Source organism: Serratia sp. BNK-10, assembly GCF_047456065.1.
Lineage (GTDB): Bacteria > Pseudomonadota > Gammaproteobacteria > Enterobacterales > Enterobacteriaceae > Serratia > Serratia ureilytica.
In genome coordinates, this window is sequence record NZ_CP179894.1 from 161,552 (window position 1) to 185,855 (window position 24,304).

General features: G+C 58.5%; 28 protein-coding genes. 8 read left to right on the forward strand and 20 right to left on the reverse strand.

Going from position 1 to position 24,304, the window contains the following annotated elements:
* The first annotated feature begins 273 nt into the window (after positions 1 to 273).
* Both ACMGG9_RS00760 and ACMGG9_RS00765 read left to right on the forward strand, forming a co-directional pair.
* Positions 274 to 1,062, forward strand: coding sequence for an alpha/beta hydrolase (locus ACMGG9_RS00760; protein WP_033651472.1), 789 nt, complete (start codon positions 274 to 276; stop codon positions 1,060 to 1,062).
* A 13-nt stretch (positions 1,063 to 1,075) separates the two neighbouring features.
* Positions 1,076 to 1,618 carry a chorismate mutase gene (locus ACMGG9_RS00765; RefSeq protein ID WP_033641664.1) on the forward strand — a complete coding sequence of 181 codons (543 nt, stop codon included), beginning with the start codon at positions 1,076 to 1,078 and terminating at the stop codon, positions 1,616 to 1,618.
* Between the two features lie 128 nt (positions 1,619 to 1,746).
* Here ACMGG9_RS00765 and ACMGG9_RS00770 read toward each other — a convergent pair whose 3' ends face one another.
* Positions 1,747 to 2,625 carry a U32 family peptidase gene (locus ACMGG9_RS00770; RefSeq protein ID WP_033641665.1) on the reverse strand — a complete coding sequence of 293 codons (879 nt, stop codon included), beginning with the start codon at positions 2,623 to 2,625 and terminating at the stop codon, positions 1,747 to 1,749.
* Between the two features lie 11 nt (positions 2,626 to 2,636).
* A complete protein-coding gene (gene ubiU / locus ACMGG9_RS00775; protein ID WP_033641666.1) occupies positions 2,637 to 3,632 on the reverse strand; it encodes a ubiquinone anaerobic biosynthesis protein UbiU in 996 nt (331 codons plus the stop codon).
* A 258-nt stretch (positions 3,633 to 3,890) separates the two neighbouring features.
* On the opposite strand from ubiU, the gene ubiT reads away from it, so the two are divergent.
* Complete coding sequence (ubiT, locus tag ACMGG9_RS00780; protein WP_033644181.1) at positions 3,891 to 4,412, forward strand: ubiquinone anaerobic biosynthesis accessory factor UbiT; 522 nt, start codon at positions 3,891 to 3,893, stop codon at positions 4,410 to 4,412.
* Positions 4,406 to 4,909, forward strand: a complete 504-nt coding sequence (locus ACMGG9_RS00785) for a GNAT family N-acetyltransferase (protein WP_021504238.1) — start codon at positions 4,406 to 4,408, stop codon at positions 4,907 to 4,909. The genes ubiT and ACMGG9_RS00785 overlap by 7 nt, the downstream gene beginning before the upstream one ends.
* On the opposite strand, the gene ACMGG9_RS00790 is transcribed toward ACMGG9_RS00785, so the two are convergent.
* The 4 genes from ACMGG9_RS00790 to speFL all read right to left on the reverse strand — a co-directional run bounded on the left by ACMGG9_RS00790 (position 4,896) and on the right by speFL (position 9,209).
* Positions 4,896 to 5,201, reverse strand: a complete 306-nt coding sequence (locus ACMGG9_RS00790; protein ID WP_139120340.1) for a GIY-YIG nuclease family protein — start codon at positions 5,199 to 5,201, stop codon at positions 4,896 to 4,898. The two genes, ACMGG9_RS00785 and ACMGG9_RS00790, sit on opposite strands and share 14 nt — an antisense overlap.
* A gap of 86 nt (positions 5,202 to 5,287) precedes the next feature.
* Positions 5,288 to 6,604 carry a putrescine-ornithine antiporter gene (gene potE / locus ACMGG9_RS00795; RefSeq protein ID WP_033648789.1) on the reverse strand — a complete coding sequence of 439 codons (1,317 nt, stop codon included), beginning with the start codon at positions 6,602 to 6,604 and terminating at the stop codon, positions 5,288 to 5,290.
* 62 nt (positions 6,605 to 6,666) lie between these two features.
* The gene (speF, locus tag ACMGG9_RS00800; protein ID WP_164106804.1) at positions 6,667 to 8,829 is read right to left on the reverse strand and encodes an ornithine decarboxylase SpeF; all 2,163 of its coding nucleotides are present in this window, start codon (positions 8,827 to 8,829) and stop codon (positions 6,667 to 6,669) included.
* Between the two features lie 275 nt (positions 8,830 to 9,104).
* The gene (gene speFL, locus ACMGG9_RS00805) at positions 9,105 to 9,209 is read right to left on the reverse strand and encodes a leader peptide SpeFL (RefSeq protein WP_004933443.1); all 105 of its coding nucleotides are present in this window, start codon (positions 9,207 to 9,209) and stop codon (positions 9,105 to 9,107) included.
* A gap of 433 nt (positions 9,210 to 9,642) precedes the next feature.
* On the opposite strand from speFL, the gene ACMGG9_RS00810 reads away from it, so the two are divergent.
* Positions 9,643 to 10,083, forward strand: coding sequence for a YhbP family protein (locus ACMGG9_RS00810; RefSeq protein WP_015376428.1), 441 nt, complete (start codon positions 9,643 to 9,645; stop codon positions 10,081 to 10,083).
* Between the two features lie 30 nt (positions 10,084 to 10,113).
* Complete coding sequence (locus ACMGG9_RS00815; protein WP_414161825.1) at positions 10,114 to 10,746, forward strand: NAD(P)H-binding protein; 633 nt, start codon at positions 10,114 to 10,116, stop codon at positions 10,744 to 10,746.
* Here the strand turns inward: ACMGG9_RS00815 and phnP are convergent.
* From phnP to phnF, 11 genes are read right to left on the reverse strand one after another with little or no spacing between them, the layout of a single operon-like run.
* Complete coding sequence (gene phnP / locus ACMGG9_RS00820) at positions 10,703 to 11,485, reverse strand: phosphonate metabolism protein PhnP (RefSeq protein WP_414161826.1); 783 nt, start codon at positions 11,483 to 11,485, stop codon at positions 10,703 to 10,705. The two genes, ACMGG9_RS00815 and phnP, sit on opposite strands and share 44 nt — an antisense overlap.
* Positions 11,486 to 11,498: 13 nt before the next feature.
* A complete protein-coding gene (locus ACMGG9_RS00825; protein WP_015376431.1) occupies positions 11,499 to 12,101 on the reverse strand; it encodes a DapH/DapD/GlmU-related protein in 603 nt (200 codons plus the stop codon).
* Positions 12,098 to 12,667, reverse strand: coding sequence for a ribose 1,5-bisphosphokinase (gene phnN / locus ACMGG9_RS00830; protein WP_016929305.1), 570 nt, complete (start codon positions 12,665 to 12,667; stop codon positions 12,098 to 12,100). The genes ACMGG9_RS00825 and phnN overlap by 4 nt, the downstream gene beginning before the upstream one ends.
* Positions 12,667 to 13,803: an alpha-D-ribose 1-methylphosphonate 5-triphosphate diphosphatase gene (phnM, locus tag ACMGG9_RS00835; protein ID WP_033638888.1), complete on the reverse strand. Its 1,137-nt coding sequence runs from the start codon at positions 13,801 to 13,803 to the stop codon at positions 12,667 to 12,669. Before phnM ends, phnN begins: the two co-directional genes overlap by 1 nt.
* Positions 13,803 to 14,507 (reverse strand): phosphonate C-P lyase system protein PhnL, encoded by a 705-nt coding sequence (phnL, locus tag ACMGG9_RS00840; protein ID WP_046688116.1) that lies wholly within the window; start codon positions 14,505 to 14,507, stop codon positions 13,803 to 13,805. The genes phnM and phnL overlap by 1 nt, the downstream gene beginning before the upstream one ends.
* 16 nt (positions 14,508 to 14,523) lie before the next feature.
* A complete protein-coding gene (gene phnK / locus ACMGG9_RS00845; protein WP_414161827.1) occupies positions 14,524 to 15,312 on the reverse strand; it encodes a phosphonate C-P lyase system protein PhnK in 789 nt (262 codons plus the stop codon).
* Complete coding sequence (locus ACMGG9_RS00850; protein WP_414161828.1) at positions 15,312 to 16,172, reverse strand: alpha-D-ribose 1-methylphosphonate 5-phosphate C-P-lyase PhnJ; 861 nt, start codon at positions 16,170 to 16,172, stop codon at positions 15,312 to 15,314. The genes phnK and ACMGG9_RS00850 overlap by 1 nt, the downstream gene beginning before the upstream one ends.
* Complete coding sequence (locus ACMGG9_RS00855; RefSeq protein ID WP_414161829.1) at positions 16,165 to 17,250, reverse strand: carbon-phosphorus lyase complex subunit PhnI; 1,086 nt, start codon at positions 17,248 to 17,250, stop codon at positions 16,165 to 16,167. Before ACMGG9_RS00855 ends, ACMGG9_RS00850 begins: the two co-directional genes overlap by 8 nt.
* Positions 17,250 to 17,831: a phosphonate C-P lyase system protein PhnH gene (gene phnH, locus ACMGG9_RS00860; RefSeq protein ID WP_414161830.1), complete on the reverse strand. Its 582-nt coding sequence runs from the start codon at positions 17,829 to 17,831 to the stop codon at positions 17,250 to 17,252. Before phnH ends, ACMGG9_RS00855 begins: the two co-directional genes overlap by 1 nt.
* 3 nt (positions 17,832 to 17,834) lie before the next feature.
* The gene (gene phnG, locus ACMGG9_RS00865; protein ID WP_019453314.1) at positions 17,835 to 18,278 is read right to left on the reverse strand and encodes a phosphonate C-P lyase system protein PhnG; all 444 of its coding nucleotides are present in this window, start codon (positions 18,276 to 18,278) and stop codon (positions 17,835 to 17,837) included.
* The gene (phnF, locus tag ACMGG9_RS00870; RefSeq protein ID WP_414161831.1) at positions 18,279 to 19,007 is read right to left on the reverse strand and encodes a phosphonate metabolism transcriptional regulator PhnF; all 729 of its coding nucleotides are present in this window, start codon (positions 19,005 to 19,007) and stop codon (positions 18,279 to 18,281) included.
* Positions 19,008 to 19,234: 227 nt separating this feature from the next.
* On the opposite strand from phnF, the gene ACMGG9_RS00875 reads away from it, so the two are divergent.
* A complete protein-coding gene (locus ACMGG9_RS00875) occupies positions 19,235 to 20,290 on the forward strand; it encodes a permease (protein ID WP_414161832.1) in 1,056 nt (351 codons plus the stop codon).
* 41 nt (positions 20,291 to 20,331) lie between these two features.
* On the forward strand, positions 20,332 to 20,541 hold the full coding sequence (locus tag ACMGG9_RS00880; RefSeq protein WP_414161833.1) for a hypothetical protein: 210 nt from the start codon (positions 20,332 to 20,334) through the stop codon (positions 20,539 to 20,541).
* A 183-nt stretch (positions 20,542 to 20,724) separates the two neighbouring features.
* Here ACMGG9_RS00880 and ACMGG9_RS00885 read toward each other — a convergent pair whose 3' ends face one another.
* From ACMGG9_RS00885 to nrdG, 3 genes are all read right to left on the reverse strand, one after another.
* Positions 20,725 to 21,363 carry a hypothetical protein gene (locus tag ACMGG9_RS00885; protein WP_197831383.1) on the reverse strand — a complete coding sequence of 213 codons (639 nt, stop codon included), beginning with the start codon at positions 21,361 to 21,363 and terminating at the stop codon, positions 20,725 to 20,727.
* Complete coding sequence (locus ACMGG9_RS00890; RefSeq protein ID WP_318670029.1) at positions 21,360 to 23,342, reverse strand: DEAD/DEAH box helicase; 1,983 nt, start codon at positions 23,340 to 23,342, stop codon at positions 21,360 to 21,362. Before ACMGG9_RS00890 ends, ACMGG9_RS00885 begins: the two co-directional genes overlap by 4 nt.
* A gap of 443 nt (positions 23,343 to 23,785) precedes the next feature.
* A complete protein-coding gene (gene nrdG / locus ACMGG9_RS00895) occupies positions 23,786 to 24,250 on the reverse strand; it encodes an anaerobic ribonucleoside-triphosphate reductase-activating protein (protein ID WP_318670030.1) in 465 nt (154 codons plus the stop codon).
* Between the last annotated feature and the right edge of the window lie 54 nt (positions 24,251 to 24,304).

Genomic DNA, 24,304 nt, shown 5'->3' on the forward strand with positions numbered 1-24,304 from the left:
CCATTCGACTATTTAGCCAAAAGTGATATTTGCCGGGATAGAACATTGCTTATCCAATTTTAATTGTTATATTTCTATTTCGCCCAAAATGATTAAATTTTCTTGATTGTTTATGTGTGTGATGAACTCCTCGGAATTTACGATCTTAGCGTGCGGAAATCATTAATTGTAGGATAATTAAATGGATTGCTCGCTCATAGTCATGAGATTGGTCTGTAAACGGGATGTTTCAGATAGGTGCCGTTATGTAATAAATATGAAGGAGCATGATGTATGACGGGTAAGTTAAGCGTTCAAACGGTTCTGTTTGAATATCATGGACAAAAATATAAGCTCTTCCTGGCATGCGATAAACGGCATGTTGGGTGCAACGAATTAAATCCGTTGTATTTTTTAGATGCCAACAGACACTTTGAGACCCTAATTAAGGCGGGTTATCACGGTGATGATGTATCCCCTGTGCTTTATATTGGAATCGGTTATCAGGAGGGGGTCGATATTAAGGCGGCTCGCACATTCGACTATACGGTGAGCGATGGCAGCGAGCGCTTTAAAGACGGGGGCGGAGCGGAGCAATTTTATCGATTTATTCAGGATGTCGTCAAACCGTGGGTCGAATGTCGTTTTAAGGTCAATAAGCAAATGCAAACGCTGGCGGGGCATTCGTTTGGCGGGCATTTCACCTTATACGTGGCGTTTCATCATCAAACGGCTTTTCAGCGCTATGTTGCCGCCAGTCCCGCGCTCTGGTGGGCGAATGGCGCAGTGCTGCCCGAAGGCGACGTTAAGCTTGCCGCAAGCATTGATTGGTTATCGCTGCTCTTAGGCAGCCGCGAGGAGCGGGCGGAGCCGGACAGTACCGATCTTGAGAAAGAGATCTTCCAGCGCATAGGGGATAACCCAAGGTTGAATGTCAGGAATCTGGCGTCGCAGTTAGTGAAAGACGGCGAGCGCTGCAGCTTCGAGTTTCTTCCCGGGCGCAAACATCCGGCGGTGGCAAAAGATTATGCACGCATAGCGAATTTCGTTGCGAGCCAAAAACCACTGCCAACAGGGCTGTGACAGGAGAGGTTAAATGGATTTTAAAGTGACGAGAGGGTTGCTGCTTTTGGCTGGATTATTTTTCTCTATCACGGCGGTGGCAAAGCCTATTCAAACCGACGAGACCGCCTCATTGATTAACCAGCGATTGTCTTACATGAAAGACGTTGCCGGGTATAAGGCAAACAACCATCTGGCCATTGAGGATTTGCCTCAGGAAGCCAACGTATTGGCCAACTCAGTCCGCGAGGCGGAAGCATTGGGATTGGATGGCAAGTCGGTGGCTCCTTTTATACAGGCGCAAATGGATGCGGCCAAAGCGATTCAGTATCGCTACCGGGCAGACTGGCTGTCGGCGCCGGAAAACGGCTGGCAGCCTGAATCGCTGGACAGTGTGAGAGCGAAAATCAGCCGGCTGAATACCCAGATTTTGACCAGCGTCAGCAATAAATTGAAGAAAGGCGAGCGCTTTAATGACAGGTTTGTTTTTATGAAATCCCTGGAACAAACCCACCTGAAAGTTGGCGATAAAGAACGCCTGTGGCAGTCATTAAAGCGAATTGCGTTGAAAGGGTAATCGCCTGCCGTTGTTCTGGCTGAATGCGCCCGATGTGTGGTTTCGGGCGCATTCTCCTCGCGGGCGGCCAGCCGAATAATGGCGTTGAAAGGCCCCTCAGGCGAGGGAAAGCCCGGCGGCGGCCTCCATCACCCCACCAACGCCAACCCCGCCACGCGGCGCCAGTAGCCGTTGCAGTCGGCGTGGTCGGTCAAGGCCAGCGGCTGCTCGCCGCGCTCGTTGGCGCGGAAGGCATCGATCTGCGCCAGCGTCTCGGCGCCCTGCGGCGACAGCCGCACGATGTCCACCAGCCCCTGCATGTTCGGCAGCTCGTTGCCGAGGTTATAGCAGTAACCGCTCATCGTCTGGATGCCGTTGAGTACGAACACCTGCTGTTGTTCCTGCGAACGCATCATGCGGCCCTGCGGGTACTTGATGCAGCAGGTTTCGCACTCGTCCTTGCCGCGGTTCTCCGAGCGGGCGGTGAAGCAGCGCGCGGAATAGGCCAGCGGCAGATGGCCGTAGCTCAGCACCTCTACCTCGAAGTCGTGGCGGAAGCCCAACTCGTCGCACTGCGTCAGCAGATTGGCCAGCCAGTCGCGCGACAGCTCGACCGGCATGCACCAGCGGATCATGCCCTGGCGGCGCAGCAGGCGCAGGGTATAGGCGTTGTAGCAGTTCAGCGCATGGCCGGCGACGAACGGCAGGCCGCGCTCCGCCGCCATGTTCACCGCGCCCAGATCGTTGGCTTCAAACAGGAACTCGCCGTTTTCCACATAGCGTTTCAGCTCATTCAGTTCGGACGGCGCCTGCAGCAGCGCCAGCGTGGAGATCACCACCTGTTTACCGCTGCGGGCGATTTCGCGCGCCAGCGCCAGCCAGTCGCCGACCTTCATCTCGCGGCGCTTGGCGCAGACGCTCTCGCCGAGATAAATGATGTCGGCGCTGCTGTCCGCCGCCTGTTGATAGAACGTTGCGATGTCGTTTTTCGGCCAGTAGTAGAGTACCGGCCCGAGTGCGTATTTCATGTTTCCTCCGGCTACTGCCATTTGCGGTGATAGGCGCCCAGCGTGGTTTGGGTGCCTTCGGACATCGCGCCCAGCGTCTCCATCCAGGCGGCGTCGGCGCGGTAGGCGGCCGGATCGGCCTGGCAACGGTCGATCGCCTGGCGCCAGACGCGCGCCACCTGGCTGACGTAAGCCGGGCTGCGCTGGCGGCCTTCGATCTTCACCGAAGCGATGTTGGCGGCCAGCAGCTCCGGCAGCAGCTCCAGGGTATTGAGGCTGGTGGGCTCTTCCAGCGCGTGGTAGCGCACGTCGTCCACCAGATAGCGGCCCTTGCACAGCGTCGGGTAACCGGCGTTTTCGTGGTCCTGATAGCGGTCGATCAGCACGTCGTTCAGGCGCGACTCCATGCCCTGTGCGGTTTGCTGCCAGCGCACGAAACGCGCCGGCGAACAGGCGCCGACGGTGTTCGGCGACTCGCCGGTCAGGTAGGAGGAGAGGTAGCAGCGCCCCTCGGCCATGATGCACAGGCTGCCGAAGGCGAACACTTCCAGCGGCACCGGGCTGGTGCGCGCCAGCTGTTTCACCTGGTGCATCGACAGCACCCGCGGCAGCACCACCCGGCCGACCTCGAAGTTGCGCTGGTAGAAACGGATCGCCTCCTCATTGGTGGCGGAAGCCTGCACCGAAACGTGGCGTTCCAGCTGCGGGTAGCGCTGGGCGGCGTATTCCAGCATCGCCAGATCCGCCAGAATCAACGCGTCGGCGCCCAGTTGGGCGGCCATGTCCACCGCGCGCTGCCAGCGGGCGTAGCCGTCGGGATGGGCGAAGGTGTTGATGGCGATATGCAGTTTGCGGCCGTGGCGATGCACGTAATCGACCGCTTCCTGCAGCTTTTTCTCGGTGAAGTTGAGGCCGGCGAAGTGGCGCGCGTTGGTATCGTCTTTCAGCCCGATGTAAACGGCATCGGCGCCGTTATCCACCGCGGCCTTCAGGGCCGGCAGGTTGCCGGCGGGACAAAGCAGCTCCATAGATTTATCCTGGCTTAGCCGTACGCCCGGCCGGGCGCACGCTGTCTTTAAAGGTTGCCGACGACGGTGTTCCGCCGGCAAACGCGAATCGGGGAGGCCATTTTAGGCAAAGGGGCGCGCACGGGTTTTGATTTGAGGCAGCTTATGGCGTATTGATAAACATGGCGGTGAAATGCACTATTTGTTGATATAGACCGCTGAAGCCGCGCGTCAGTGTGGCAAAATAGCGGTAGTCCGTATTGAAAGGAGTGGATGACCGTGTTGGAACAACTACGAGCACGTCTTGTGCGCCAGGGGCCGTCGCTGCTGCGCATCCCGCTGAAATTCACGCCGTTCGCTCTGCAGCGCCAACTGCTGCAACAGGTGCTGAGCTGGCAGTTCCGCCAGGCGTTGGCGGATGGCGATCTGGAATTTCTCGAATCGCGCTGGTTAAAGATCGAAGTTCGCGATCTGGCGCTACAATGGTTTATGACGGTAGAAAACGACAAACTGGTGGTCAGCCAGCACGCCGAAGCGGACGTCAGCTTCAGCGGCGACGCCAACGATCTGATCCTGATCGCGGCGCGTAAGCAAGATCCGGATACGCTGTTCTTTCAGCGTCGGCTGCAGATTGAAGGGGATACCGAATTGGGCCTGTATGTGAAAAATTTGATGGACGCCATTGAGCTGGAAAGCATGCCTGCGCCGCTGCGCATGGGGCTGTTGCAGTTGGCTGATTTTGTCGAAGCAGGGCTGCAGGAGGGCACGGCGTCGGCTTCCCGTGTGGCGGCATCATGCTGATCCGCGTAGAGATCCCGGTAGACGCGGCGGGTATCGATGCCTTGCTGCGCCGCGCCTTTGGCCGCGACGACGAAGCCGACCTGGTGCAGCAGCTGCGCGAAGACGGCCTGCTGACGCTGGGCGTGGTCGCCACTGACGACGAAGGCGGCGTAGTGGGTTATGCCGCGTTCAGCCCGGTGGATGTGGCCGGCGAAGATCGCCAATGGGTGGCGCTGGCGCCGCTGGCGGTAGATGAAAGCCTGCGCCGTCAGGGGCTGGCTGAAAAGCTGGTGTACGAGGGGTTGGATTCGCTGAACGAATTCAGCTACGCCGCGGTGGTGGTGCTGGGCGATCCGGCCTATTACGGCCGCTTCGGTTTCAAACCGGCCGCCGCCTATGGCCTGAATTGTCGCTGGCCGGATACGGAAAGCGCATTCCAGGTGTATCCGCTGGCGCAAGACGCTCTGAATGGCGTCAGCGGCGAAGTGGCGTTTTCGGCGCCGTTTAATCGCTTTTAACGACCGGCAATAGAGACTCCAACGACAGCGGCGGGTGATTCACCAGCCGCTCTTTTTGTATTTTGCTCAGCTGTTTGACGCGGTATTCCAGCTTCAGCGCCGTTGAGCGATCCCCCACCTGGCAGTGAAACGCCAGCGTCAGCTCCCCTTTACCGCGCAGCGCCTTGGCGCCTTTGCCGGCTTGATGTTGCGCCAGGCGGCGCGCCACGTCGGTGGTGATGCCGGTATACAGCATGCCGCTCGGTAAACGCAGCATGTAGAGGTGCCAGGGAGTGGGGGTAGTGTCGGTCATCGTACGCCGTTTCGGTGGCCAGGGTCGGCGTATGATGGCATGTTCGCCGTCACAATCCCATCCCCGGCCGCCGGAGCCTTACCGCTTTACCCCTTTTTTCCCGCCAGCTCGAAGCGCGGCGAGACGATGCCGTACAGCGTCCAGCCGAGGAAGGTGGCGATGGCGCCCCACATCATCGCTTCCTCACCGGAGCTGTAAAGCGCATAGAAGCTGTACAGCGCGCCGATGCCGGCGATGATATTGGCGATGCGCGCCTTGTTGTCCGGCACCTTCGCCACTTTCTGAATAATGACCAGCGCCGCCATCGACAGGATGTAAGGGATGATGTTGGTCACCACCGCCAGGTTCACCAGCACGTTGAACTGCTTGTTCAGCGACGGGCTGATGGTCATCAGAGACAAACCGCTCTGGATGACGACGATGGTCAGCATGCCTTTAACCGGCGCGTCGGCCTTGCTCAGCTTGGAGAAGATTTTCGGGAAGAAGCCGCTGTCGGCGGAGGATTTGAACACCTGGGCGATGGTGAACTGCCAGCCGAGCAGCGAGCCGACGCAGGACATCACCATCAACGCCATGATGATCTTGCCGACCGTCGGATTGAACATGTGGGAGAACGCCAGCCCGAACGGGGCGGTGGAGTTGGCCAGATCCATGTTCGGCACGATGCCGGCGATCACGTTGGTCGAAACGATATAGATCACCGCTGCGCTGAGTGTGCCGCCCAGTACGGCGATCGGCACGTTGCGCTCCGGATTTTCCACCACGTCGGTGTTGGCGCAGGCGGATTCCAGCCCCAGGAACGCCCACAGGGTCATTGAGATCGAGGCGCCAATGGCTTCGAAGGTCGGCACCTGATGCGGGTTCCAGGCGGCGACGTAGGCGCTGCCGCTGAACCAGTACCAGCCGATGACCGAGATGCCCACCACCGGAATGATCACGCCCCAGACGGTGATGCCGCTGATTTTGCCGGTGATGCGCGCGCCGCCGAAGTTGGCGACGGTCGCCAGCCACAGCACGCCGATGGTGGCGATACAGATACCGAGCGGGCTGAGCGTGGTGTCGAACAGCTCGGTGCCGTAGCCGACGGCGGAAATGGCGATGGCGATATTGGCGATCAGCAGCGAAACGCCGTAGGTGTAGTTCGCCATGAAGTTGCCTGATTTACCGAAGGCGTATTCGGCGTAGCCGCCCATGCCGCCGGATTTACGGCTGAACATGCCGCATTTGGCGAACGCGTAGGCCAGCGCCATCGAGCCGACGGCGGTCACCAGCCAGGAAACGATCGAAATCGTGCCCACTTCGGCCAGCTTGGTCGGCAGCATAATTATGCCGGAACCCATCATATTCACGGCGGTCAGGATCGTTAATTGCACGACCCCCATTTTATTGTTGGACTTACTCATGATCATTTTCTCTTTTAGGATGCGATCCGGGCGGCGAGAATAATCGCCGCCCCGTAAGGTGATTAATTTTTCATGACGTAGCCGTAAGCGCGGTTCCAGCCGTCCTCATCCTGTTGGATATAAACGCCCTGCAATTCTGGCGCGAATCCCGGCAATAAGTTGATGCCTTCTTCCAATGCCAGGAAATAACGCTGCGCGGCGCCGCCCCAAATTTCACCGGGCACGACGCACAGCACGCCAGGCGGGTAAGGCAGGGCGCCTTCGGCGGCGATGCGCCCCTCGGCCTTGGCCAGCGAGACCAATTCCACGTTGCCGCGTACAAACTCGGTATTGGCGTCCTGCGGATTCATCACCACGCGCGGGAAATAACTTTTGCGGAACATCTCTTTTTGCAGTTCTTTAACGTCGTAGCTGACGTAAAGGTCGTGCATTTCCTGGCACAGCTGGCGAATGGTGTAGTTTTTGTAGCGCTGCTGGTGGTTTTTATAGACCGCAGGCAGCACCTCGCTGAGCAGGGAGTTTTGCTCGATGTGCTTCTCGAAGCGGGCGATCAGGGCCACCAGGTGTTGCATCTTGGCGATGTCTTCCGCCGGCGTCAGCAGGAACAGGATCGAGTTGAGATCGCATTTTTCCGGCACGATGCCGTTTTCGCGCAGGTAGTTGGCCAGAATGGTCGCCGGGATGCCGAACTCACTGTAGCTGCCGGTCGCGGTATCGATGCCCGGCGTGGTGAGCAGCAGTTTGCACGGATCGACGAAGTACTGCGATTCGGCATAGCCCTCAAAAGCGTGCCATTTTTCGCCGGGCACGAAGTTGAAGAAGCGCAGATCGTTGGCCATCGCCGCGGTGTCATAGGCTTGCCACGGCTTGCCGTCGATCTGATCCGGCACGAACGGTTTGATCATCGTGCAGGTATCCAGCAGCATTTTGCGCGCTTCGATGCCCACGCGCACACATTCTTGCCACAGGCGCTGGCCGCTCTTGCCCTCGTGCATCTTGGCGTTGACGTCCAGCGCGGCGAACAGCGGATAGAACGGGCTGGTGGAGGCGTGCAGCATAAAGGCGTTGTTGAAGCGCTTGTGGTTGCAGTAGCGGCTCTGCCCCTTGATATGCTTGTCTTTTTTGTGGATCTGCGAGGTTTGCGAGAAGCCGGCCTGCTGCTTGTGCACCGACTGGGTGACGATGATGCCGGGATCGTTCTCGTTCAGCTCCAGCAGCAGCGGTGAGCAGTCTTTCATCATCGGAATGAACTGCTCATAGCCCACCCAGGCGGAGTCGAACAGGATGTAATCGCACAGGTGGCCAATCTTGTCGACCACCTGACGGGCGTTGTAGATAGTGCCGTCGTAGGTGCCGAGCTGGATGATCGCGAGGCGGAACGGGCGGGCTTCGTTGGCGCGTTCCGGCGCCACTTCGCGGATCTGCTGGCGCAGGTAGCGCTCGTCGAAGCAGTGCGCGTCGATGCCGCCGATAAAGCCGAACGGGTTGCGCGCGGTTTCCAGATAAACCGGCGTGGCGCCGGCCTGGATCAATGCGCCGTGGTGGTTGGATTTATGGTTGTTGCGGTCAAACAGCACCAGATCGCCGCGCGTCAGCAGGGCGTTGGTCGCCACCTTGTTCGAGGCCGAGGTGCCGTTGAGCACGAAGTAGGTCTTGTCGGCGTTGAACACCTTGGCGGCGTGCTGCTGCGCCGCGCAAGGCGCGCCTTCGTGGATCAACAGATCGCCCAGTTTGACGTCTGCGTTGCACATGTCCGAACGGAAAAGCGTTTCGCCGTAGAAGTCGAAGAACTGGCGGCCCGCCGGATGTTTGCGGAAGAACTCGCCGCCCTGGTGGCCGGGGCAGGCGAAAGTGGCGTTGCCCATTTCTACGTATTGCGTCAGCGTGTTGAAGAACGGCGGCAGCAGCTCGCTCTCATATTTTGCGGCGGCGGCCTCCAGCTGTTTGCCGTAGAACTGGGTATTCTTGCCGCACAGCTCAAACACGCCATGCAGCGCCGGCAATACGGCGTTATCCAGCTCTTCTTCGCAGCAGACGGCGACGAACAGCGGAATGTTCAGGCCGTGCTCTTCGATGCGCGCCACCATGCCTTGCGCGACGTCGTCTACCGACAGCACGATGGCGGCGACGTCATTGAAATCGCTGTGGTGCACATCGACGATGTCGCGTTCAGTTTCAAAGCAGCCGAGGGTGTGGGTGTTGGCGGCAATTTTTAATTTTTTCATTTTTCTCATTCTTCAGGCAAAGGCATTACGCCGGCAAATAATTCCATTTGCCGCTAACGCCTTCACGAAAATAAAGGTGTACGAGAACCCAGCGATGCCCTAAGACATTAACTGTGTTCTTTGTTTTATTTTTCTTGGAGGCTCTTTTACGGTATTAAAAATGTATTGCGCGCCCTTCCCGGTTTGCGGGGGAAAGACATTATCACCGGAGTGCGGAGAATAAAGTGAAACGCAAAGACACTCTTAACAACGGCGTAAGAGCGAGGGGGTGAGGGTTATCTGTAGTTGAAGAATGCGAAACTAAAGCAGCTGCGATGAGCCATCATCATAATATGGGTTGTGCGCCTGATGTGCGCCATTTTTCGGTTATTGTTTTCCATTTTCTAATCCACCTTGCTGAGTGAAAAGATGGCGCTATTTTAACGCAAGATGGGCAGGAAATCGTGATTTTCATCACATAAATGCCGGTGTTTATAAATAACTATTCATTGATTATGCAGTGAGTTGCATAAACTGCGGCCTGGCAGACAAATGAGCATGTAAATAAATTGCTAATCGGCGCCGGGCAGACGCGCTAAATTTGCGTGCCGTCAGGATGGGAATAAAAGAATGGCGCAATTAATCGGTTGCCTAACGATCAAATAAATCCGGTTTGTTTTTTTTATGTTATAAACCCACCTGATGCTGAAATGAGTAAAAATACAGATATTGTGATTTTATATTCGCATGGGATTTTTGGTGATTATCGTTATTTGTGACTCGCTTCAACAACGCAGGGTAAGATGAAGTGAGTGAACCGGGAGGTGAGTAACCTTGAATACCCCAGAACAACGGCAACAGATTGCGGATTTCATCGGCAAGCAACATGTCCTAACGCTGTGCGCCGGCGACGGTCTCGACATGTGGTGCGCCAACTGTTTTTACGTGTTCGACGCCGCGACGATGGCGCTGTGGCTGATGACCGAACCGCACACCCGCCACGGTGGGCTGATGCTGAACAACGGCCGGGTGGTCGGCACCATCGCGCCGAAACCGAAAAGCATCGCGCTGATCCGCGGCGTGCAGTACCGCGCCGAGGCGGTGCTGCTGAGCGGCGAAGAGGCCGAGGCGGCGCGCGCGCGTTACTGCAAGCGCTTCCCGATCGCCAGGGCGATGAAGGCCTCGGTATGGCGGCTGGATCTGCACGAGGTGAAGATGACCGACAACACCCTCGGCTTCGGCAAGAAGCTGCATTGGGCGCGGTCTATACTTTAAGTCGACGTATTGATTACAACGGGAGATCGCATGGCGCGAGCACTGTTAGTCGGCGCAACCGGGCTGGTGGGGCGCGAGTTGCTGCAGTTGTTACAAAGCGATCCGCAGGTAACGGCCATTGTGGCGCCGACGCGTGCGCCGCTGCCGCCGCACGGCAAGCTGACCAACCCGGTCGGCGATGCGCTGTTCGAGCTGCTGAGCGGCCTGCAGCAGCCGGTCGATCTGGTGTTCTGCTGCCTGGGCACCACCCGCCAGGCGGCGGGCAGCGCCGATGCCTTCCGCTACGTCGATTACCAACTGGTGGTGGAGAGCGCGCTGACCGGCCGCCGGTTGGGGGCGCAGCACTGTCTGGTGGTGAGCGCGTTGGGCGCCAACGCGGATTCCACCTTCCTGTATAACCGCACCAAAGGCGAGATGGAGCAGGCGCTGCGCGAACAGCGCTGGCCGCGCCTGACGCTGGTGCGGCCTTCCATGCTGGTGGGGGATCGCCCTGCGCCGCGCCTGATGGAGCGCCTCACGCTGCCGCTGTTCAGGCTGCTGCCCGGCAAATGGCGCGCCGTCGCCGCCAAAGACGTGGCGCAGACGCTGCTGCAGCAGGCGTTCACGCCGGGCGAAGGGGTCAGGGTGCTGGAGTCGGATCGGCTGCACTGCTACCGAGACTGACGCTGAGGTGATCGAACGCCAGCTCCAGCCCGGCGGGCAGCTCGTTGTCCAGCAGCCATCGATCGAGATGATGGCTGATGTGCGTCAGCAGCGTGCGTTTGGGCTGCAGCAACCGCTGCGTCTCCTGCGCACGGGTCAGGTCGTTGTGGTTGCGCGGCGCCTGCGGCTGAGGCGGCAGGCTGCAGTCGAGCACCAGCAGGTCCAGCGCCACGTTCTGCAGATAGTCGGCGGTGGCCGGCGGCAGGCCGACGGTGTCGGTCAGGTAGGCCAGCGCAGCGCCCGTCGCCTGGATCAGATAGCCGTGGGTCAGTTTGGAGTGTTGCAGCGGCAGCGGGGTGATGCGCATGCCGCCCAGCTCGACGGTGGCGAAGGGCGCCAGCGGCGGCTGAAACGCCAGAATGCCGGGGTGTTTGAACAGGTCGTCGCAGCCCTGTTCATCCGGTGGGCCATACACCGGAATGGAATTTCCGCACCCCCAACGCAAAGGAAATAACCCCTGAACGTGATCCATGTGGTAATGTGTCAGTAAAAAACGTTGAATTTGCCCCGCCGAAAATCGCCGCTCCAAAGCCGGCAATCCCGCATCCAATAAGGTCGTTTCCCCCTGATAGTTAAGCATGGCGCTGCACGCTCGCCGCCGAAATGCCGGCTCGCGCCGCGCCCGTTGGCAGATCAGGCAGTCGCAGCCGAACACCGGCACCTGCTGCGCGCCGCCGGTGCCGAGAAAGGTCAGTTGCATCGCTCCCCCTCCGTTAAAGGTACTTCTGCGCAAAGCGGTTGATGTCGCGAAAATCCGCCAGCCGCGCCTGCAGCGTGGCGTGATCCCAGTGCCACCACTGGCTGCGTTCGATACGCTCTATCAGCGCATCGTCGAAGCGCATGCCGATCTTCTTGGCCGCCACGCCGGCGACGATGCTGTAAGGCTCCACGTCCTTGGTGACCACCGCTGCGCTGCCGATCACCGCGCCGTTGCCGACGCTGACGCCCGGCATCAGGATGGCGTTATGGCCGATCCACACGTCGTGGCCGACGGTGACGTGGTGCTCGCGCCGCCAGTCGAAGAACGCCGCGTCGTCTTCCCCCAGCCCGTATTCGGAAGCGCGATAGGTGAAGTGGTGCTGCGCGATGCGCTGGTAGGTCGGGTGGTTGCCGGGATTGATGCGCGCATAGGAGGCGATGGAAACGAACTTGCCGATAGTGGCGTAAAAGATCTGGTTGTGCCCGGCGGTGTAGGAGTAGTCCCCCATCTCCACCTCTTCCAGGATCGCATCGTCGGCCAGATGCACATACTGGCCGAGCCGGGTGCGGTTAAGGGTCACGTTGTCGCCGATTTTCGGCTGGGCAAAGTCGTTCATGGCGTCGCATCCTGAGCTTGTCGGGTGGCGGTAGGCAGCAGCGCCAACAGCGCCGCCAGGGTATCGTCGAGTGGGCCGTCGTTGTGCAGCACCCGGCAGCCGGCGGGCAGACTCTGCTGATATTCCGCCGCCCGCGCCAGCCGCTGCTCGATCTGTTCAGCGCTTTCCCGTCCGCGATCCTGCAGGCGCCGGCGCAGGATCGCGGCGTTGACCTGCAGGCATACCGGCAGCAGCTGCGCACCGTAGCGCTGCTGCGCCTGCGGCAGGTGGGCGCGTGAACCGTTGACCGCTACGTCGATCCCCTGCAGCAGCCAAAGATCCACTTCGATCCCGAACGCGTAGCGCTGCTGATGGGCCTGCCAGTCGAGCGCGAACAGCCCCTTGGCGCGGCGGCGCAGAAATTCGGGTTCGCTCAGCGCGATGTGATTCTCGCAGCCGGCGTCCGCCGGCCGGGTGATGTAACGGTGCGCCACCAGCGGCGCGCGGTCGGCGTCGGCCCGCAGCGCAGCCAGCAGGCTGTCTTTGCCGGCGCCGGAAGGCCCCATCAGATAGATGAGCCGCGCCATCAGAACACCTGCCTGCCCTGGCGCCACACGTTCTGCACGTAAACGTGCTCGCCGTGCGGCCGCGCCAGCACCAGATCCGCCCGCAATCCTTCGGCGATGGCGCCGCGATCCTGCAGATCCAGCGCCCGCGCCGGGTTGCGGGTGATCATGCGCACCGCCTGGGGCAGATCGTAGGCGTTGCGCTCGTCCGCCGCGAGGCGAAACGCCGCGTCCAGCAGGCTAGCCGGGTAATAATCGGAAGAGAGGATATCCAGCACCCCCAGCGCCGCCAGGTGGTGCGCCGCAACGTTGCCGGAGTGGGAGCCGCCGCGCACGATGTTCGGCGCGCCCATCAGCACCTGCAGGCCCTGCTGGTGCGAAGCGCGGGCGGCCGCCTCGGTGGTGGGGAACTCGGCGATGGCGCTGCCCAGCGCGCAGGATTCGGCCACGTGCGCGGCGGTGGCGTCGTCATGGCTGGCCAGCGAGATGCGGCGCGCGCGGCAGTGGGCGGCGATCGCCTCGCGGTTCGGCGCGGCCCAGCGGGCGGACAGGGCGACCTGCTGCGCCTCGTACTCGCTCATCTGCTGATCGTTGAGGTGGTATTTGCCCTGATAATATTCGCGGTACTTTTCGCGCGAGGCGAACTGGCGCTGGCCCGGCGAATGGTCCATCAGCGACACCAGCGACACGCCCGGCTTGTCCATCAGCTGTTCGAACAGCGGCAGCGTGCTCTCGTGCGGCAGCTCGCAGCGCAGGTGCAGCCGGTGCTCGGCGCGGTTCACCCCGGCGCGCTGGCTGTGGATCACCGCGTCGATCATCTTCTGCAGGTTTTCCAGCCGGTGGCCGCCGTCGCGCACGTCGCCGATCGCCACCGCGTCCAGCACCGTGGTGATGCCGTTGGCCACCATCAGCGCATCGTGGCTGCTCATCGCCGAATGGGCCGGCCAGTCGACGTTCGGGCGTGGGGTGAAAAACTTGTCCAGGTTGTCGGTATGCAGCTCGATCAGCCCCGGCAGCAGCCAGCCGCCGTCGCCGTCCAGCGCCTGCGGCAGCCGGCTCGGGCCGTCGGCGAAGCTGCGGATCACGCCGTCCTGCATCTCCAGCGAGCCTTGCACCACCTGGTCATCCAGCACCAGCTTAACGTTATTGACGATCATCAGAGGGCCTCCAGCGCCTGTGGCGCCTGCATGTCATAAAGCCGGTCAGCGACCTGTCGGCGGACGCCTTCATCGTGAAAAATGCCGACGATCGCCGCGCCGCGCGCCTTGGCGCGTTCGATAAGCTGCACCACCGCCGCGCTGTTGCGGCTGTCGAGCGAGGCGGTCGGTTCGTCCAGCAACAGAATGGGGTAATCGACGATAAAGCCGCGCGCGATGTTTACCCGCTGCTGCTCGCCGCCGGAGAAGGTGGACGGCGCCAGCGGCCACAGGCGCTGCGGCACGTTGAGCGCGGCGAGCAGCGCTTCGGCGCGGTCGCGGCATTCGGCGCGCTCAACGCCCTGTTCCAGCAGCGGCTGCATCACCACCTCCAGCGCGCTGATGCGCGGGATCACCCGCAGGAATTGGCTGACCCAGCCCAGCGTATGGCGGCGCACCGCCAGAATCTGGCGCGCGTCGGCGCTGACCATGTCCAGCCAGTCGCCCTGGTGGTTGATCCAGATATGGCCGCTGTCCGGCAGGTAGTTGGCGTACAGCGAGCGCAGCAGGGTGGACTTGCCGCTGCCGGAGTGGCCGTGCAGCACCACGCATTCGCCGCCGTGGACCGTCAGGTTGGCGTCGTGCAGCACCGGCAGGCGGGTGCCGTACTGCTGATGCAGCACAAAGGTTTTACTGAGATGTTCAACTCGGATTTGCATAGTCATCTGTTATCGCCTTGGGTTACGACAGCACCGAAGAAACCAGCAGCTGGGTATAAGGATGGTGCGGATCGTCCAGCACCCGATCGGTCAGGCCGCTCTCCACCACTTCGCCCTGTTTCATTACCAGCAGGCGGTGGGCCAGCAGCCGCGCCACGCCGAGATCGTGGGTGACGATCACCGCCGCCAGCTGCATCTCCACCACCAGGTTGCGCAGCAGATCGAGCAGGCGCGCCTGCACCGACACGTCCAGCCCGCCGGTCGGCTCGTCCATAAACACCAGTTTGGGGTGGGTGACCAGATTGCGGGCGATCTGCAGCCGCTGCTGCATGCCGCCGGAGAAGGTGGTCGGCAGATCGTCGAGGCGCGACAGCGGGATTTCGACGTCTTCCAGCCACTGGCCGGCCTGGCGGCGAATGTCGCCATAGTGGCGCTGGCCGATGGCCATCAGCCGCTCGCCGATGTTGCCGCCGGCGGAGACCTGCGGCCGCAGCCCGTCGAGCGGGTGCTGGTGCACCACGCCCCAGTCGGTGCGCAGCAGGCGGCGGCGATCGCTCTCCGCCATGGCGTACAGATCGTGTTCCTGGTCCGCCTGCGGGCGGTAAAGGATCTGCCCGCGCTGCGGCGCCAGCCGCGCCGAGATCGACTTCAGCAGCGTGGTTTTGCCGGAGCCGGATTCGCCGACGATACCCAGCACTTCACCGGGGTAGATATCGAACGACACGTCGCTGAAGCCCTTGCCGGGGGCGTACAGGTGGGTGAGCCGGTTCACCGACAGCAGCGGGGTGGTGCTCAAAGGGGTGAAAGTCATCAGTGCTGCGCCTCTTGCGAAGATTGCGCCAGCTGCTGCCGGCAGTAGTCGGTGTCCGAACAGACGAACATGCGGTTGCCCTGATCGTCGAGCACCACCTCGTCGAGATAGCTGTGGCGCGAGCCGCACAGCGCACAGGGTTCGTCCCACTGCTGCACGCTGAACGGATGGTCGTCGAAGTCCAGGCTCTCCACCTTGGTGAACGGCGGCAGGGCGTAGATGCGTTTCTCGCGCCCGGCGCCGAACAGCTGCAGCGCCGGCATCATGTGCATTTTCTGGTTGTCGAATTTCGGGATCGGCGACGGATCCATCACGTAGCGATCGTTGACCTTCACCGGGTAGGCGTAGGTGGTGGCGATATGGCCGTAGCGCGCGATGTCCTCATACAGCTTCACCTGCATCACGCCGTACTCCTCCAGCGCGTGCATCTTGCGGGTCTCGGTTTCGCGCGGTTCGATAAAGCGCAGCGGCTCCGGGATCGGCACCTGATAGATCAGGATCTGGTCTTCGCGCAGCGCGGTTTCCGGAATGCGGTGACGGGTCTGGATCAGCGTAGCCTCCGGCGTGCGTTCGGTGGTTTCCACCCCGGTGACGCGCTGGAAGAAGCGGCGGATCGACACCGCGTTGGTGGTGTCGTCGGCGCCCTGGTCTATCACCTTCAGCACGTCGGCGCGGCCGATGACGCTGGCGGTGAGCTGAATGCCGCCGGTGCCCCAGCCGTAGGGCATCGGCATCTCGCGGCCGCCGAACGGCACCTGATAGCCGGGGATCGCCACCGCCTTGAGGATGGCGCGGCGGATCATGCGCTTGGTCTGCTCGTCCAGATAACCGAGGTTATAGCCGGTCAATACTTCACTCATCGCGGGCCTCCTGACGCTCGCTGTATTCCTGCCGCAGCCGCTTGAGCAGTTCCAGTTCAGCCTGGAAGTCGACGTAGTGCGGCAGCTTGAGATGGGAGACGAAGCCGGCGGCCTCGACGTTGTCGGCGTGGGCCAGCACGAACTCTTCGTCCTGCGCCGGGCCGGCGACGCCTTCGCCGTAGTCGGGGCTTTGCAATGCGCGCTCCACCAACGCCATCGCCATCGCCTTACGTTCGGCGCGGCCGAACACCAGCCCGTAGCCGCGGGTGAAGTGCGGCGGATGGTCCTTTGGATCGACGAAGCCGTTGACCATTTCGCACTCGGTCAGCAGGATTTCGCCGATATCGATGGCGAAACCGAGCTCTTCCGGCACGATCTCCACCGAAACGTGGCCGGTGCGGATCTCGCCGGCGAACGGGTGGTTGCGGCCGTAGCCGCGCTGGGTGGCGTAGCCGAGCGCCAGCAGAAAACCTTCGTCGCCGCGCACCAGCTGCTGCAGGCGCGCCGAGCGCGAGCAGGGATAAACCGGCGGGTTGCGGGTGATGTCGTCCGGCGCGCTGCCGTCGTCCTGTTCCTCCCGCGCCAGCTGCTGGCGACACAACAGATCGAACACGTGGCCGCAGTTGTCCGGCAGCGGTTCGTCGGCCTGCGGCGCACGCGGCGCTTCGCCTTCCGCCAACAGCGCGAAATCCAGCAGCCGGTGGGTGTAGTCATAGGTCGGCCCCAGCACCTGCCCGCCGGGCAAGTCCTTGTAAACCGCCGAGATGCGCCGCTCCAGCCGCATGTTTTCGCTGGCCAGCGGCTCACTGACCGCCAGGCGCGGCAGGGTGGTGCGATAGGCGCGCAGCAGGAAGATCGCCTCCACCAGATCGCCGCTGGCCTGTTTGATGGCCAGCGCCGCCAGCTCGCGATCGTAGATGCCGCCTTCGGTCATCACCCGATCCACCGCCAGCCCCAGCTGCTGTTCGATTTGTTCCGCGCCGATCGCCGGCAGCGCCTCGTCGCCGCGCCGCAGCTGTTCCTGCAGCTGATGGGCGGCCTCAATGGCTTTTTCGCCCCCTTTTACCGCTACGTACATCAGCACACCTCCACGCGGGTGGTCCGCGGGATCGCCAGCAGGCGATCGCCGCAGGTCAGCAAAATATCCAGCCCCAGCGGGAAGCGCTGTGGGCGGTTGACCAGATAATCCAGCAGCGCCGGCGGCAGGCGCGGCGCAATCAGGCGTTGGCTCTCGATGCCGGGGCCGGTCAGGCGCAGCGCGGCGCCGTTCTCCAGCTCAGCAAGCTGCACCACCACCGTGGCGCCGCATTCCGGCGAGATTTCCGTGCCGTGCGGCAACGCCTGCAGATCGGCGGCCTGCAGCTGCTCATCGAACAGGGCAAAACAGACCTCCTGCGCCGTGGCGGCCAGCGGCGCGCCGCTGTGAAAGCGAATGTTTGTTAGCACTTGCTCACTTTTAAGCGCAGCGCACAGCTGCAGCGGCGTTTCCTGATCGGCCAGCGTCAGCAGCGCGGCGGTGCTGGCGGCGTTCAGCGGCGCCCAGGCCGGGCCGGCCGGCAGCGTCACCCGGTGGCCCGGTTCGCTCAAGGCTTTAAGAATCAAACGGAAAGCGTGCTGCGATTGGTCTATCGGTTGTTCAAAACTGGTCAATAAACTCATGGCTTAATCCCCTCGCACCAGCGTAAAGAAGTCCACCCGGCTGGCGGCGATCGCCCGGGCGCGCAGCTGGCGCTGTTCGTGCTGCAGCGCGGCCAGCGGCGCGATCAGCTGTTGTTGCAGGCGTTCGCCGTGTTCCGGCTGTTGCAGCAGGGCATCGGCCAGCGCGCACAGCTCGGCGTGCGCCTTGTCGCGCCCGGCGATATAGCTGTAGCCGTAGCCGCCGTTGTCCAGCTGCACCACAGCGCGGGTGACCGTCATGTCTCCCAACACGAAGCGGCGGCCGGTGGCGCCCATGCGCCCCTGCAGCTGGGCCAGGCCGATCTCCGGCGCGCGGATGCTGCGGTAACCCGGGCTGAGGTTCAGCGCCTGCCAGTGGCTGCGCAGCTGCTCGGGCCGGCTGTGCGCCAGCACCGACATCCAGCGTTGTCTCGACTCTAAGGCTTGCATTCAGTGCTCCATCGTCAGTTCAATCATGTCGGCGCGGGCCAGGCTGACGGAGTATTCCGCCACGTCTTCGCCGCCGCTGCGGACGTTAAGGGTGCGCACGCACAGCAGCGGCGCGTGGGTGGCGATCTCCAGCAGCCGGCTCTCTTTGGCCTGCGCGCGGCGCGCGCTGATGCGCGTCTGGCGGCGGGACAACGGCTGCTGCAGGTGCTGTTCGATAAACTGGTGCAGCGAACCGCTGTGGAACTGCTGCAGCGCCGGCCACCAGTCCAGATCGGGCAGATAGTGGTCGATCACGCTCATCGGCACGCCGTTGACCCGGCGCAGGGTGCGCAGGTGGATCACCATTTCGCCTTCTTCACGCGAGAGTGCGCTGGCGACATGCCCATTGCACGGGCGCAAGACGGCGAGTAAGCGCTCACTGGTGGGGTGGCTGCCCTGCTCGAACAGGTTCTGGCTGAAGCGGGTGTTGGCGTGCAGCGGGTAGTCATAAGGCCGCATCAGTACCAGAATGCCGACGCCGTGGCGGCGCTGCAGCCAGCCGCGCTCCACCAGCTGATCCACCGCGCGGCGCAGGGTGTGGCGATTGACCTGGTAACGTTCGGCCAGCTGCTGTTCCGAAGGCAGGTAGTCGCCGCAGCGGTATTGCGTGCGCAGCTCCTGTTCCAGCTGCGCGGCGATCTGCTGATAGCGGGTGGGGTAAGTGATCGGATGTCTAGATAACTCCATCATAATAAAAACCTCGTCATACCGATGGCGGTGCGATGAAGGCGTAAGCGGTGCGTTTCATCGTGCGTCTACCCTGTGGTTTTCACGTTGGCATCATGGTGACGGGCGCAGATGACAATCGCGTTACGCGTCGGTGGCGAACAGATGAACTATTTAGGACAGCCCGGGCGTGCACGGGCGGCGGCGGCGCGCTATGCTGGCGCCACTGTTGACTGACTCTGGCCGCGACCATGCCGCAATCTCTGAACGCCCCTGAACACGCCCCACGCGCCTGGCCGCTGTGGAAACCGATCCTGTTTCTGCTGGTGGTGGCCGTCGGCCTCTACTACGTCAAATGGCAGCCTTACTACGGCAAGGCCTTCGTGGCGGCGGACAGCCACTCGATCGGCAAATCGATCCTGGCCGACGGCGCCGGGAGCCCCTGGCTGGCGGCCTGGCAGTATGCATTGGTCTACTTCACCGCGGTATGGAAGGCGGCGCTGCTCGGGGTGCTGTTAGGTTCGCTGGTGCAGGTGCTGATCCCGCGCGACTGGCTGGCGCGCACGCTCGGCCACCGGCGTTTTTCCGGCACCGTGCTGGGGGCGCTGATCGCGCTGCCGGGCATGATGTGCACCTGCTGCGCCGCACCGGTTGCCGCCGGCATGCGCCGCCAGTCGGTATCCAGCGGTGCAGCGCTGGCCTTTTGGCTCGCCAACCCGGTACTGAACCCGGCGACGCTGGTGTTTATGGGGTTTGTGCTCGGTTGGCCGTTCGCCGCCATCCGTCTGGTGGCGGGCGTGGTGATGGTGCTGGGCATCGCCTGGCTGGTGCAGCGCGTGACCGCCAACGATCCGCAACCCGCCGCGCCGCAGCCTTTGGTGCTGACGGCGCAGAGCGACGAGCAGCCGTTCCTCGCCCGCTGGGGCAAAGCGCTGTGGGCGCTGTTTTGGTCGACCATCCCGATCTATGTGCTGGCGGTGCTGGCGCTGGGCGCGGCGCGGGTCTGGCTGTTCCCGCACGCCGACGGCGCCGTCGACAATAGCCTGCTGTGGATCATCGGCCTGGCGATCGTCGGCTGCCTGTTTGTTATCCCCACCGCGGCGGAAATCCCGATCGTGCAGACCATGATGCTGGCGGGCATGGGCGCCGGCCCGGCGCTGGCGCTGCTGATGACCCTACCGGCGGTCAGCCTGCCTTCGCTGCTGATGCTCAACAAGGCCTTCTCCGCCCGCGCGCTGTGCCTGACGGCCGCGCTGGTGGCGCTGTGCGGCGTGCTGACCGGCATAGTGGGGATGGGGTTGGTGTAACGGATTCGTGACTTGACGCTATCTCAATGGAGGAGATGGAAATGGAACAGCGGAATAAACCTGAACTGGACGTAGAGGCGATGTTGCTGGAGCAAGCGTTGCGTGAGAGGGTGGATGCCGCCTTTGCACGCTTAAAAAACGGCACCGCGGTTTATCTCAGCCATTCAGAGGCAGAAAAACGAATGGCTTTATTTAAGGTGAAAATCCGGGGGCGTTCAGAGCGGGGCTGGCAGGTTCTAGAGATAGAATAAAATGTTAGTTGATAGTTGGCTTTGACAGAAAGTCTGCCGTTGACCTTGAGGTTACTTCGCACATATAGCAGTAGTCTTATTAATGGATTGGAAGATTCTACGGGATAGTTACAGTATGATAGATATTGATTTTTTACATAACTTTATCACTAGTAAATAAGCCCCCTACAGGGGGCATATGAATCAAGCCAGATAAGGACGGTCTTTGCTGACATCAAATAGGTCTAAGAAAAATGAATCCCCTATCCGAATATTAGAACCAATCTTCACATTTGTTGAGTTATTGCAGAAGAAGTCAAAGTGATATCTTGGATGTACTTTGCCGTTAACATTTATTGGGTCATCATCAAATCTAAAATATCCATGATCTAATAATAGCAAGGCTGATATAGCATCAGAATAATTTATAGCCTGTTGCATATCTCTGTCAAAATTATCGCATAGGTCGACAGCTATTGCCTCATGAGAAAAGAAACCATTTTCACATGTTGTGATTACATTTCTGCATCTTGAAATAAACTCGGAATTAACCGCCAAACCATAAGCATCATAATTAAAGCTGATATTTTCTTCGAATTCAATAACCTGAAAAGGAAGATTCATTGTAAAAAAACCGTCTGGCTTTCTAATAAGTATTCTTTTATGCGTTCCAGTTGTTATTAACAAATCAAAATCATTTGATTTCTTATTCCACGAACCATGGCAAGAGTTAACTATTTCCGCTGTCACAAGAAGGTTTTCCAAATTGGAAAATGCATCTCTTACAGGTCGGAATTTATCGAAATACTCCGCTGGTATATCATTGAATAAATACTGGCTCATAGTTTCTTATTCCTTTCATATTCTATCTCTATCAGCCCTTTTATGTATTCTCCATCAACATCATCATCTTCTGAAATAATTCTTTCTACTCTATCTATTATTTTGGCAATTAACCGAGGAGATGCTTTTTTGTCTGAACAATAATTTTTCACCAATTTAGAGATAGAGACTGACTCATCCAATACAATGAAATCTTTTTGGTTTATTATTTCTTGCTCAGATGGTAGTCTTACATCCATGTAGTTTTTGTTATTTAGGAAATCAAGCCCTTGAAGAATCGTAGGCATCGATGGATTTTCTTTGTCATTATTCAAAACGAGATGGCTTTCTAGAAAGGAACGGGCCATCATGGTATAAAGGGCATTTCGGAAGTTTGATTTCTTTACCAATTTCATGGCAAAGCAAATTACAAAAGGAAACTCTAAGCCTTTTGCATTATTTATATTGGAAATGAATAACTTGCCATCTTGCTTTGCTTTTGTTTCATGTGAAATATTAGAGTCCCAGCCAAGTTGCTGCTTAACCTTTAATTTCAGGGAATGGATGTAATCATAGATATAACCACCTGAGTCAAGGAATATAACAGCTATATCACCTTCCTCTAAAGATGGATTTCGATATTTTATATCTTTTATTATTTCAATTATCTTTTCTGGTCCGTTATCAGTCCCCTCCAGCAAATGAAGAGTAGTGCTTTTATAATCTTTTGGAATATCTTCAAAACGCCTTAGTGGATCTCTAGATAGCTCCACTCGGTTACCTACTTTATTGTATTTATATCCACAGGAGTCCCATTCAGGCTCTTTTAACCATCTTAGAACAGGCTCTTCATAAAGACCCATCCCTAATGCATGGGAAAACATTAAATTTTTAGGATCAGTGCGATAGCATTTTTTAAGAACAATATCGGCTCTATTTACGTTATCGTTAATTGGCATGAAAATATTTTGAAAAACGTCACCCGCTACGTACAGTTTTTTAGATGTTACCATTTCACAGAGATCAATGAAGCTTTGTGGGAAATCTTGGCTCTCATCAATAAATACATAATCAAGTGCCTTTTTATCCGAGCGTCCGCTGTTATTTATGTCTGCAATGGCTTTCTTACACAGAAAATCAAAGTCTCCGTTACCAAAACCCCCGAATGGAATTTCGTAAAAATGGCATATATATCTGTACATTCCAGAGAAAGGATCTTTAGTCAAACCCCAAGAATTGAAACAGAAAAGCTTTGTTCCCCATTCAATCTGCTTTTCAACTCGCATGAAATCGAAAAATTCAGGAATTCTAGTTCTCATTGTAGATGCGAGGATTTTATTGAAACATGTGAACGCAATTTTAGAATCAGGGTTTTTAGAATAGATTTCTTTTAACTTGTGTAAGAGAAGCTCGGTTTTACCTGAGCCAGCCAATCCCTGAATTACACTTTTTTTTCCATACCCGCTCTGGAAAACAAAGCTGGTTTGATCCGTGTCAAACAAAATGATTTTAGACTTGATTGTATCTAAAAGATTACTTGCTTCAAGATTAATTCTAGAAGTATCGTTAATGCTTCCTACGATCAGTGAGATTATTAAGTCAATAACCCTGCTTTCCTTAGTTTCAACTTCTAGTTTACTGAAGTCGAGTCCTCCTATAGGAAGTGATTCGAACAGGTTTTGCCATGATTTTTTTCTGCCAATTTTTTCTCTGTATTTAAACTTCTCAGCTAAAAAAGAAACATCTTCTAAAAAGTCTTCCTGATACTCTTCAAAAAGTTCAGAATTATTACCTATATCTATGAAGAAAGGCTTTATACCAGAGGAAAAAACTGCAATTGCTTGGTCATAATCATATTTCACATCCTCATTAGATAAGGGTCTGCAAAGAATGTAAGTTTGTTTTTTATGCTGATCAGCATAATTATTTATAAGCTCATCGACCCCTGAGCTTTGAGCGAGGGCTAATGCATCTTGAGAGTAAAAACAGTAGCTGGACATACATTTCCTTTTAAGTAGTCTGCACACACATGGGAAATATAATTTTGAATTTACGATGTGTACAGCAGTATGCTTGTAATGTAAATATCATACCTCACGAATAGAGAAAAAACACACTGTATTCAATGTTGATCATTGCGGTCCTTAAGTTTTATCCCCTTAAAGGAACAACTTAAACTTACTGTTTTTTATCTGTCTAGAACTCAGTCTACTTTGTCTGCACTTCTTAACGTAAGAGTAGCATCCTGATAAATGCTACCGAGAAGTGAAGATCCTGTTCTCACCCAGTATGGATGATACTCTGTTGCTTCAGTCAGGCACTGCAGGCAACCAGCAATCTTTGCTTCTGGCACAAAGACACCTGTCAGATCAGGCTTAGCTCTGTGCCATAGCCATCTCAGGTCGAGTCAGGACTAACACATGTCGACACACATACCACCAGCTCATCGCAACCTATGCACCACCTGGTTGCTGCTGCCGCGCCAGATCAGCGCCGGGTCTTTCAAATCCTGCACGAACTTGCCGTCGATCAGTACGTTGATCCTGTCCACCACCTGCATTTGCTGTGCGTCCAGCTCCGCCAGCCGGTAGCCGGTCCACAGCCAGATATCCTTGCCGAGGCATTCGGCGCGCACCCGTTTCACCAGTTGCAAGATGCTCGGTACGTTGGCCGGGTGCAGCGGATCGCCGCCGGAGAGCGACAGCCCCTGGCGCGGCACGCGCGTATCGTTCAGATCGGCGATGATGCGGTCTTCCAACGCCGGGGTAAACGGCTGACCGGAGTTGAGCCGCCAGGTGCTTTTGTTGTAGCAGCCGGGGCACTGGTGCACGCAGCCGGCGACAAACAGCGTGCAGCGGGTGCCGGGGCCGTTGACGACGTCGATCGGGTAATACTGGTGATAATTCATGTGAGGCCTGTCCATCAGGCTATTTTACTGGCCATTTTGCCTCCGGCAGTGCTC

Bases quoted from the DNA above. Each gene is read 5' to 3' on its own strand.
- ACMGG9_RS00890 (WP_318670029.1), bottom strand. From the start codon at position 23,342: ATGTCCAGCTACTGTTTTTACTCTCAAGATGCATTAGCCCTCGCTCAA.
- ACMGG9_RS00885 (WP_197831383.1), bottom strand. From the start codon at position 21,363: ATGAGCCAGTATTTATTCAATGATATACCAGCGGAGTATTTCGATAAA.
- ACMGG9_RS00815 (WP_414161825.1), top strand. From the start codon at position 10,114: ATGGCGCGAGCACTGTTAGTCGGCGCAACCGGGCTGGTGGGGCGCGAG.
- ACMGG9_RS00765 (WP_033641664.1), top strand. From the start codon at position 1,076: ATGGATTTTAAAGTGACGAGAGGGTTGCTGCTTTTGGCTGGATTATTT.
- ACMGG9_RS00760 (WP_033651472.1), top strand. From the start codon at position 274: ATGACGGGTAAGTTAAGCGTTCAAACGGTTCTGTTTGAATATCATGGA.
- phnN (WP_016929305.1), bottom strand. From the start codon at position 12,667: ATGGCGCGGCTCATCTATCTGATGGGGCCTTCCGGCGCCGGCAAAGAC.
- phnH (WP_414161830.1), bottom strand. From the start codon at position 17,831: ATGAGTTTATTGACCAGTTTTGAACAACCGATAGACCAATCGCAGCAC.
- speF (WP_164106804.1), bottom strand. From the start codon at position 8,829: ATGAAAAAATTAAAAATTGCCGCCAACACCCACACCCTCGGCTGCTTT.
- phnP (WP_414161826.1), bottom strand. From the start codon at position 11,485: ATGCAACTGACCTTTCTCGGCACCGGCGGCGCGCAGCAGGTGCCGGTG.
- phnF (WP_414161831.1), bottom strand. From the start codon at position 19,007: ATGATGGAGTTATCTAGACATCCGATCACTTACCCCACCCGCTATCAG.
- ACMGG9_RS00825 (WP_015376431.1), bottom strand. From the start codon at position 12,101: ATGAACGACTTTGCCCAGCCGAAAATCGGCGACAACGTGACCCTTAAC.
- ACMGG9_RS00770 (WP_033641665.1), bottom strand. From the start codon at position 2,625: ATGAAATACGCACTCGGGCCGGTACTCTACTACTGGCCGAAAAACGAC.
- potE (WP_033648789.1), bottom strand. From the start codon at position 6,604: ATGAGTAAGTCCAACAATAAAATGGGGGTCGTGCAATTAACGATCCTG.
- ACMGG9_RS00850 (WP_414161828.1), bottom strand. From the start codon at position 16,172: ATGAGTGAAGTATTGACCGGCTATAACCTCGGTTATCTGGACGAGCAG.
- speFL (WP_004933443.1), bottom strand. From the start codon at position 9,209: ATGGAAAACAATAACCGAAAAATGGCGCACATCAGGCGCACAACCCAT.
- phnK (WP_414161827.1), bottom strand. From the start codon at position 15,312: ATGACTTTCACCCCTTTGAGCACCACCCCGCTGCTGTCGGTGAACCGG.
- ubiU (WP_033641666.1), bottom strand. From the start codon at position 3,632: ATGGAGCTGCTTTGTCCCGCCGGCAACCTGCCGGCCCTGAAGGCCGCG.
- ACMGG9_RS00880 (WP_414161833.1), top strand. From the start codon at position 20,332: ATGGAACAGCGGAATAAACCTGAACTGGACGTAGAGGCGATGTTGCTG.
- ACMGG9_RS00785 (WP_021504238.1), top strand. From the start codon at position 4,406: ATGCTGATCCGCGTAGAGATCCCGGTAGACGCGGCGGGTATCGATGCC.
- phnL (WP_046688116.1), bottom strand. From the start codon at position 14,507: ATGACTATGCAAATCCGAGTTGAACATCTCAGTAAAACCTTTGTGCTG.
- nrdG (WP_318670030.1), bottom strand. From the start codon at position 24,250: ATGAATTATCACCAGTATTACCCGATCGACGTCGTCAACGGCCCCGGC.
- ACMGG9_RS00875 (WP_414161832.1), top strand. From the start codon at position 19,235: ATGCCGCAATCTCTGAACGCCCCTGAACACGCCCCACGCGCCTGGCCG.
- phnM (WP_033638888.1), bottom strand. From the start codon at position 13,803: ATGATCGTCAATAACGTTAAGCTGGTGCTGGATGACCAGGTGGTGCAA.
- ACMGG9_RS00855 (WP_414161829.1), bottom strand. From the start codon at position 17,250: ATGTACGTAGCGGTAAAAGGGGGCGAAAAAGCCATTGAGGCCGCCCAT.
- phnG (WP_019453314.1), bottom strand. From the start codon at position 18,278: ATGCAAGCCTTAGAGTCGAGACAACGCTGGATGTCGGTGCTGGCGCAC.
- ACMGG9_RS00790 (WP_139120340.1), bottom strand. From the start codon at position 5,201: ATGACCGACACTACCCCCACTCCCTGGCACCTCTACATGCTGCGTTTA.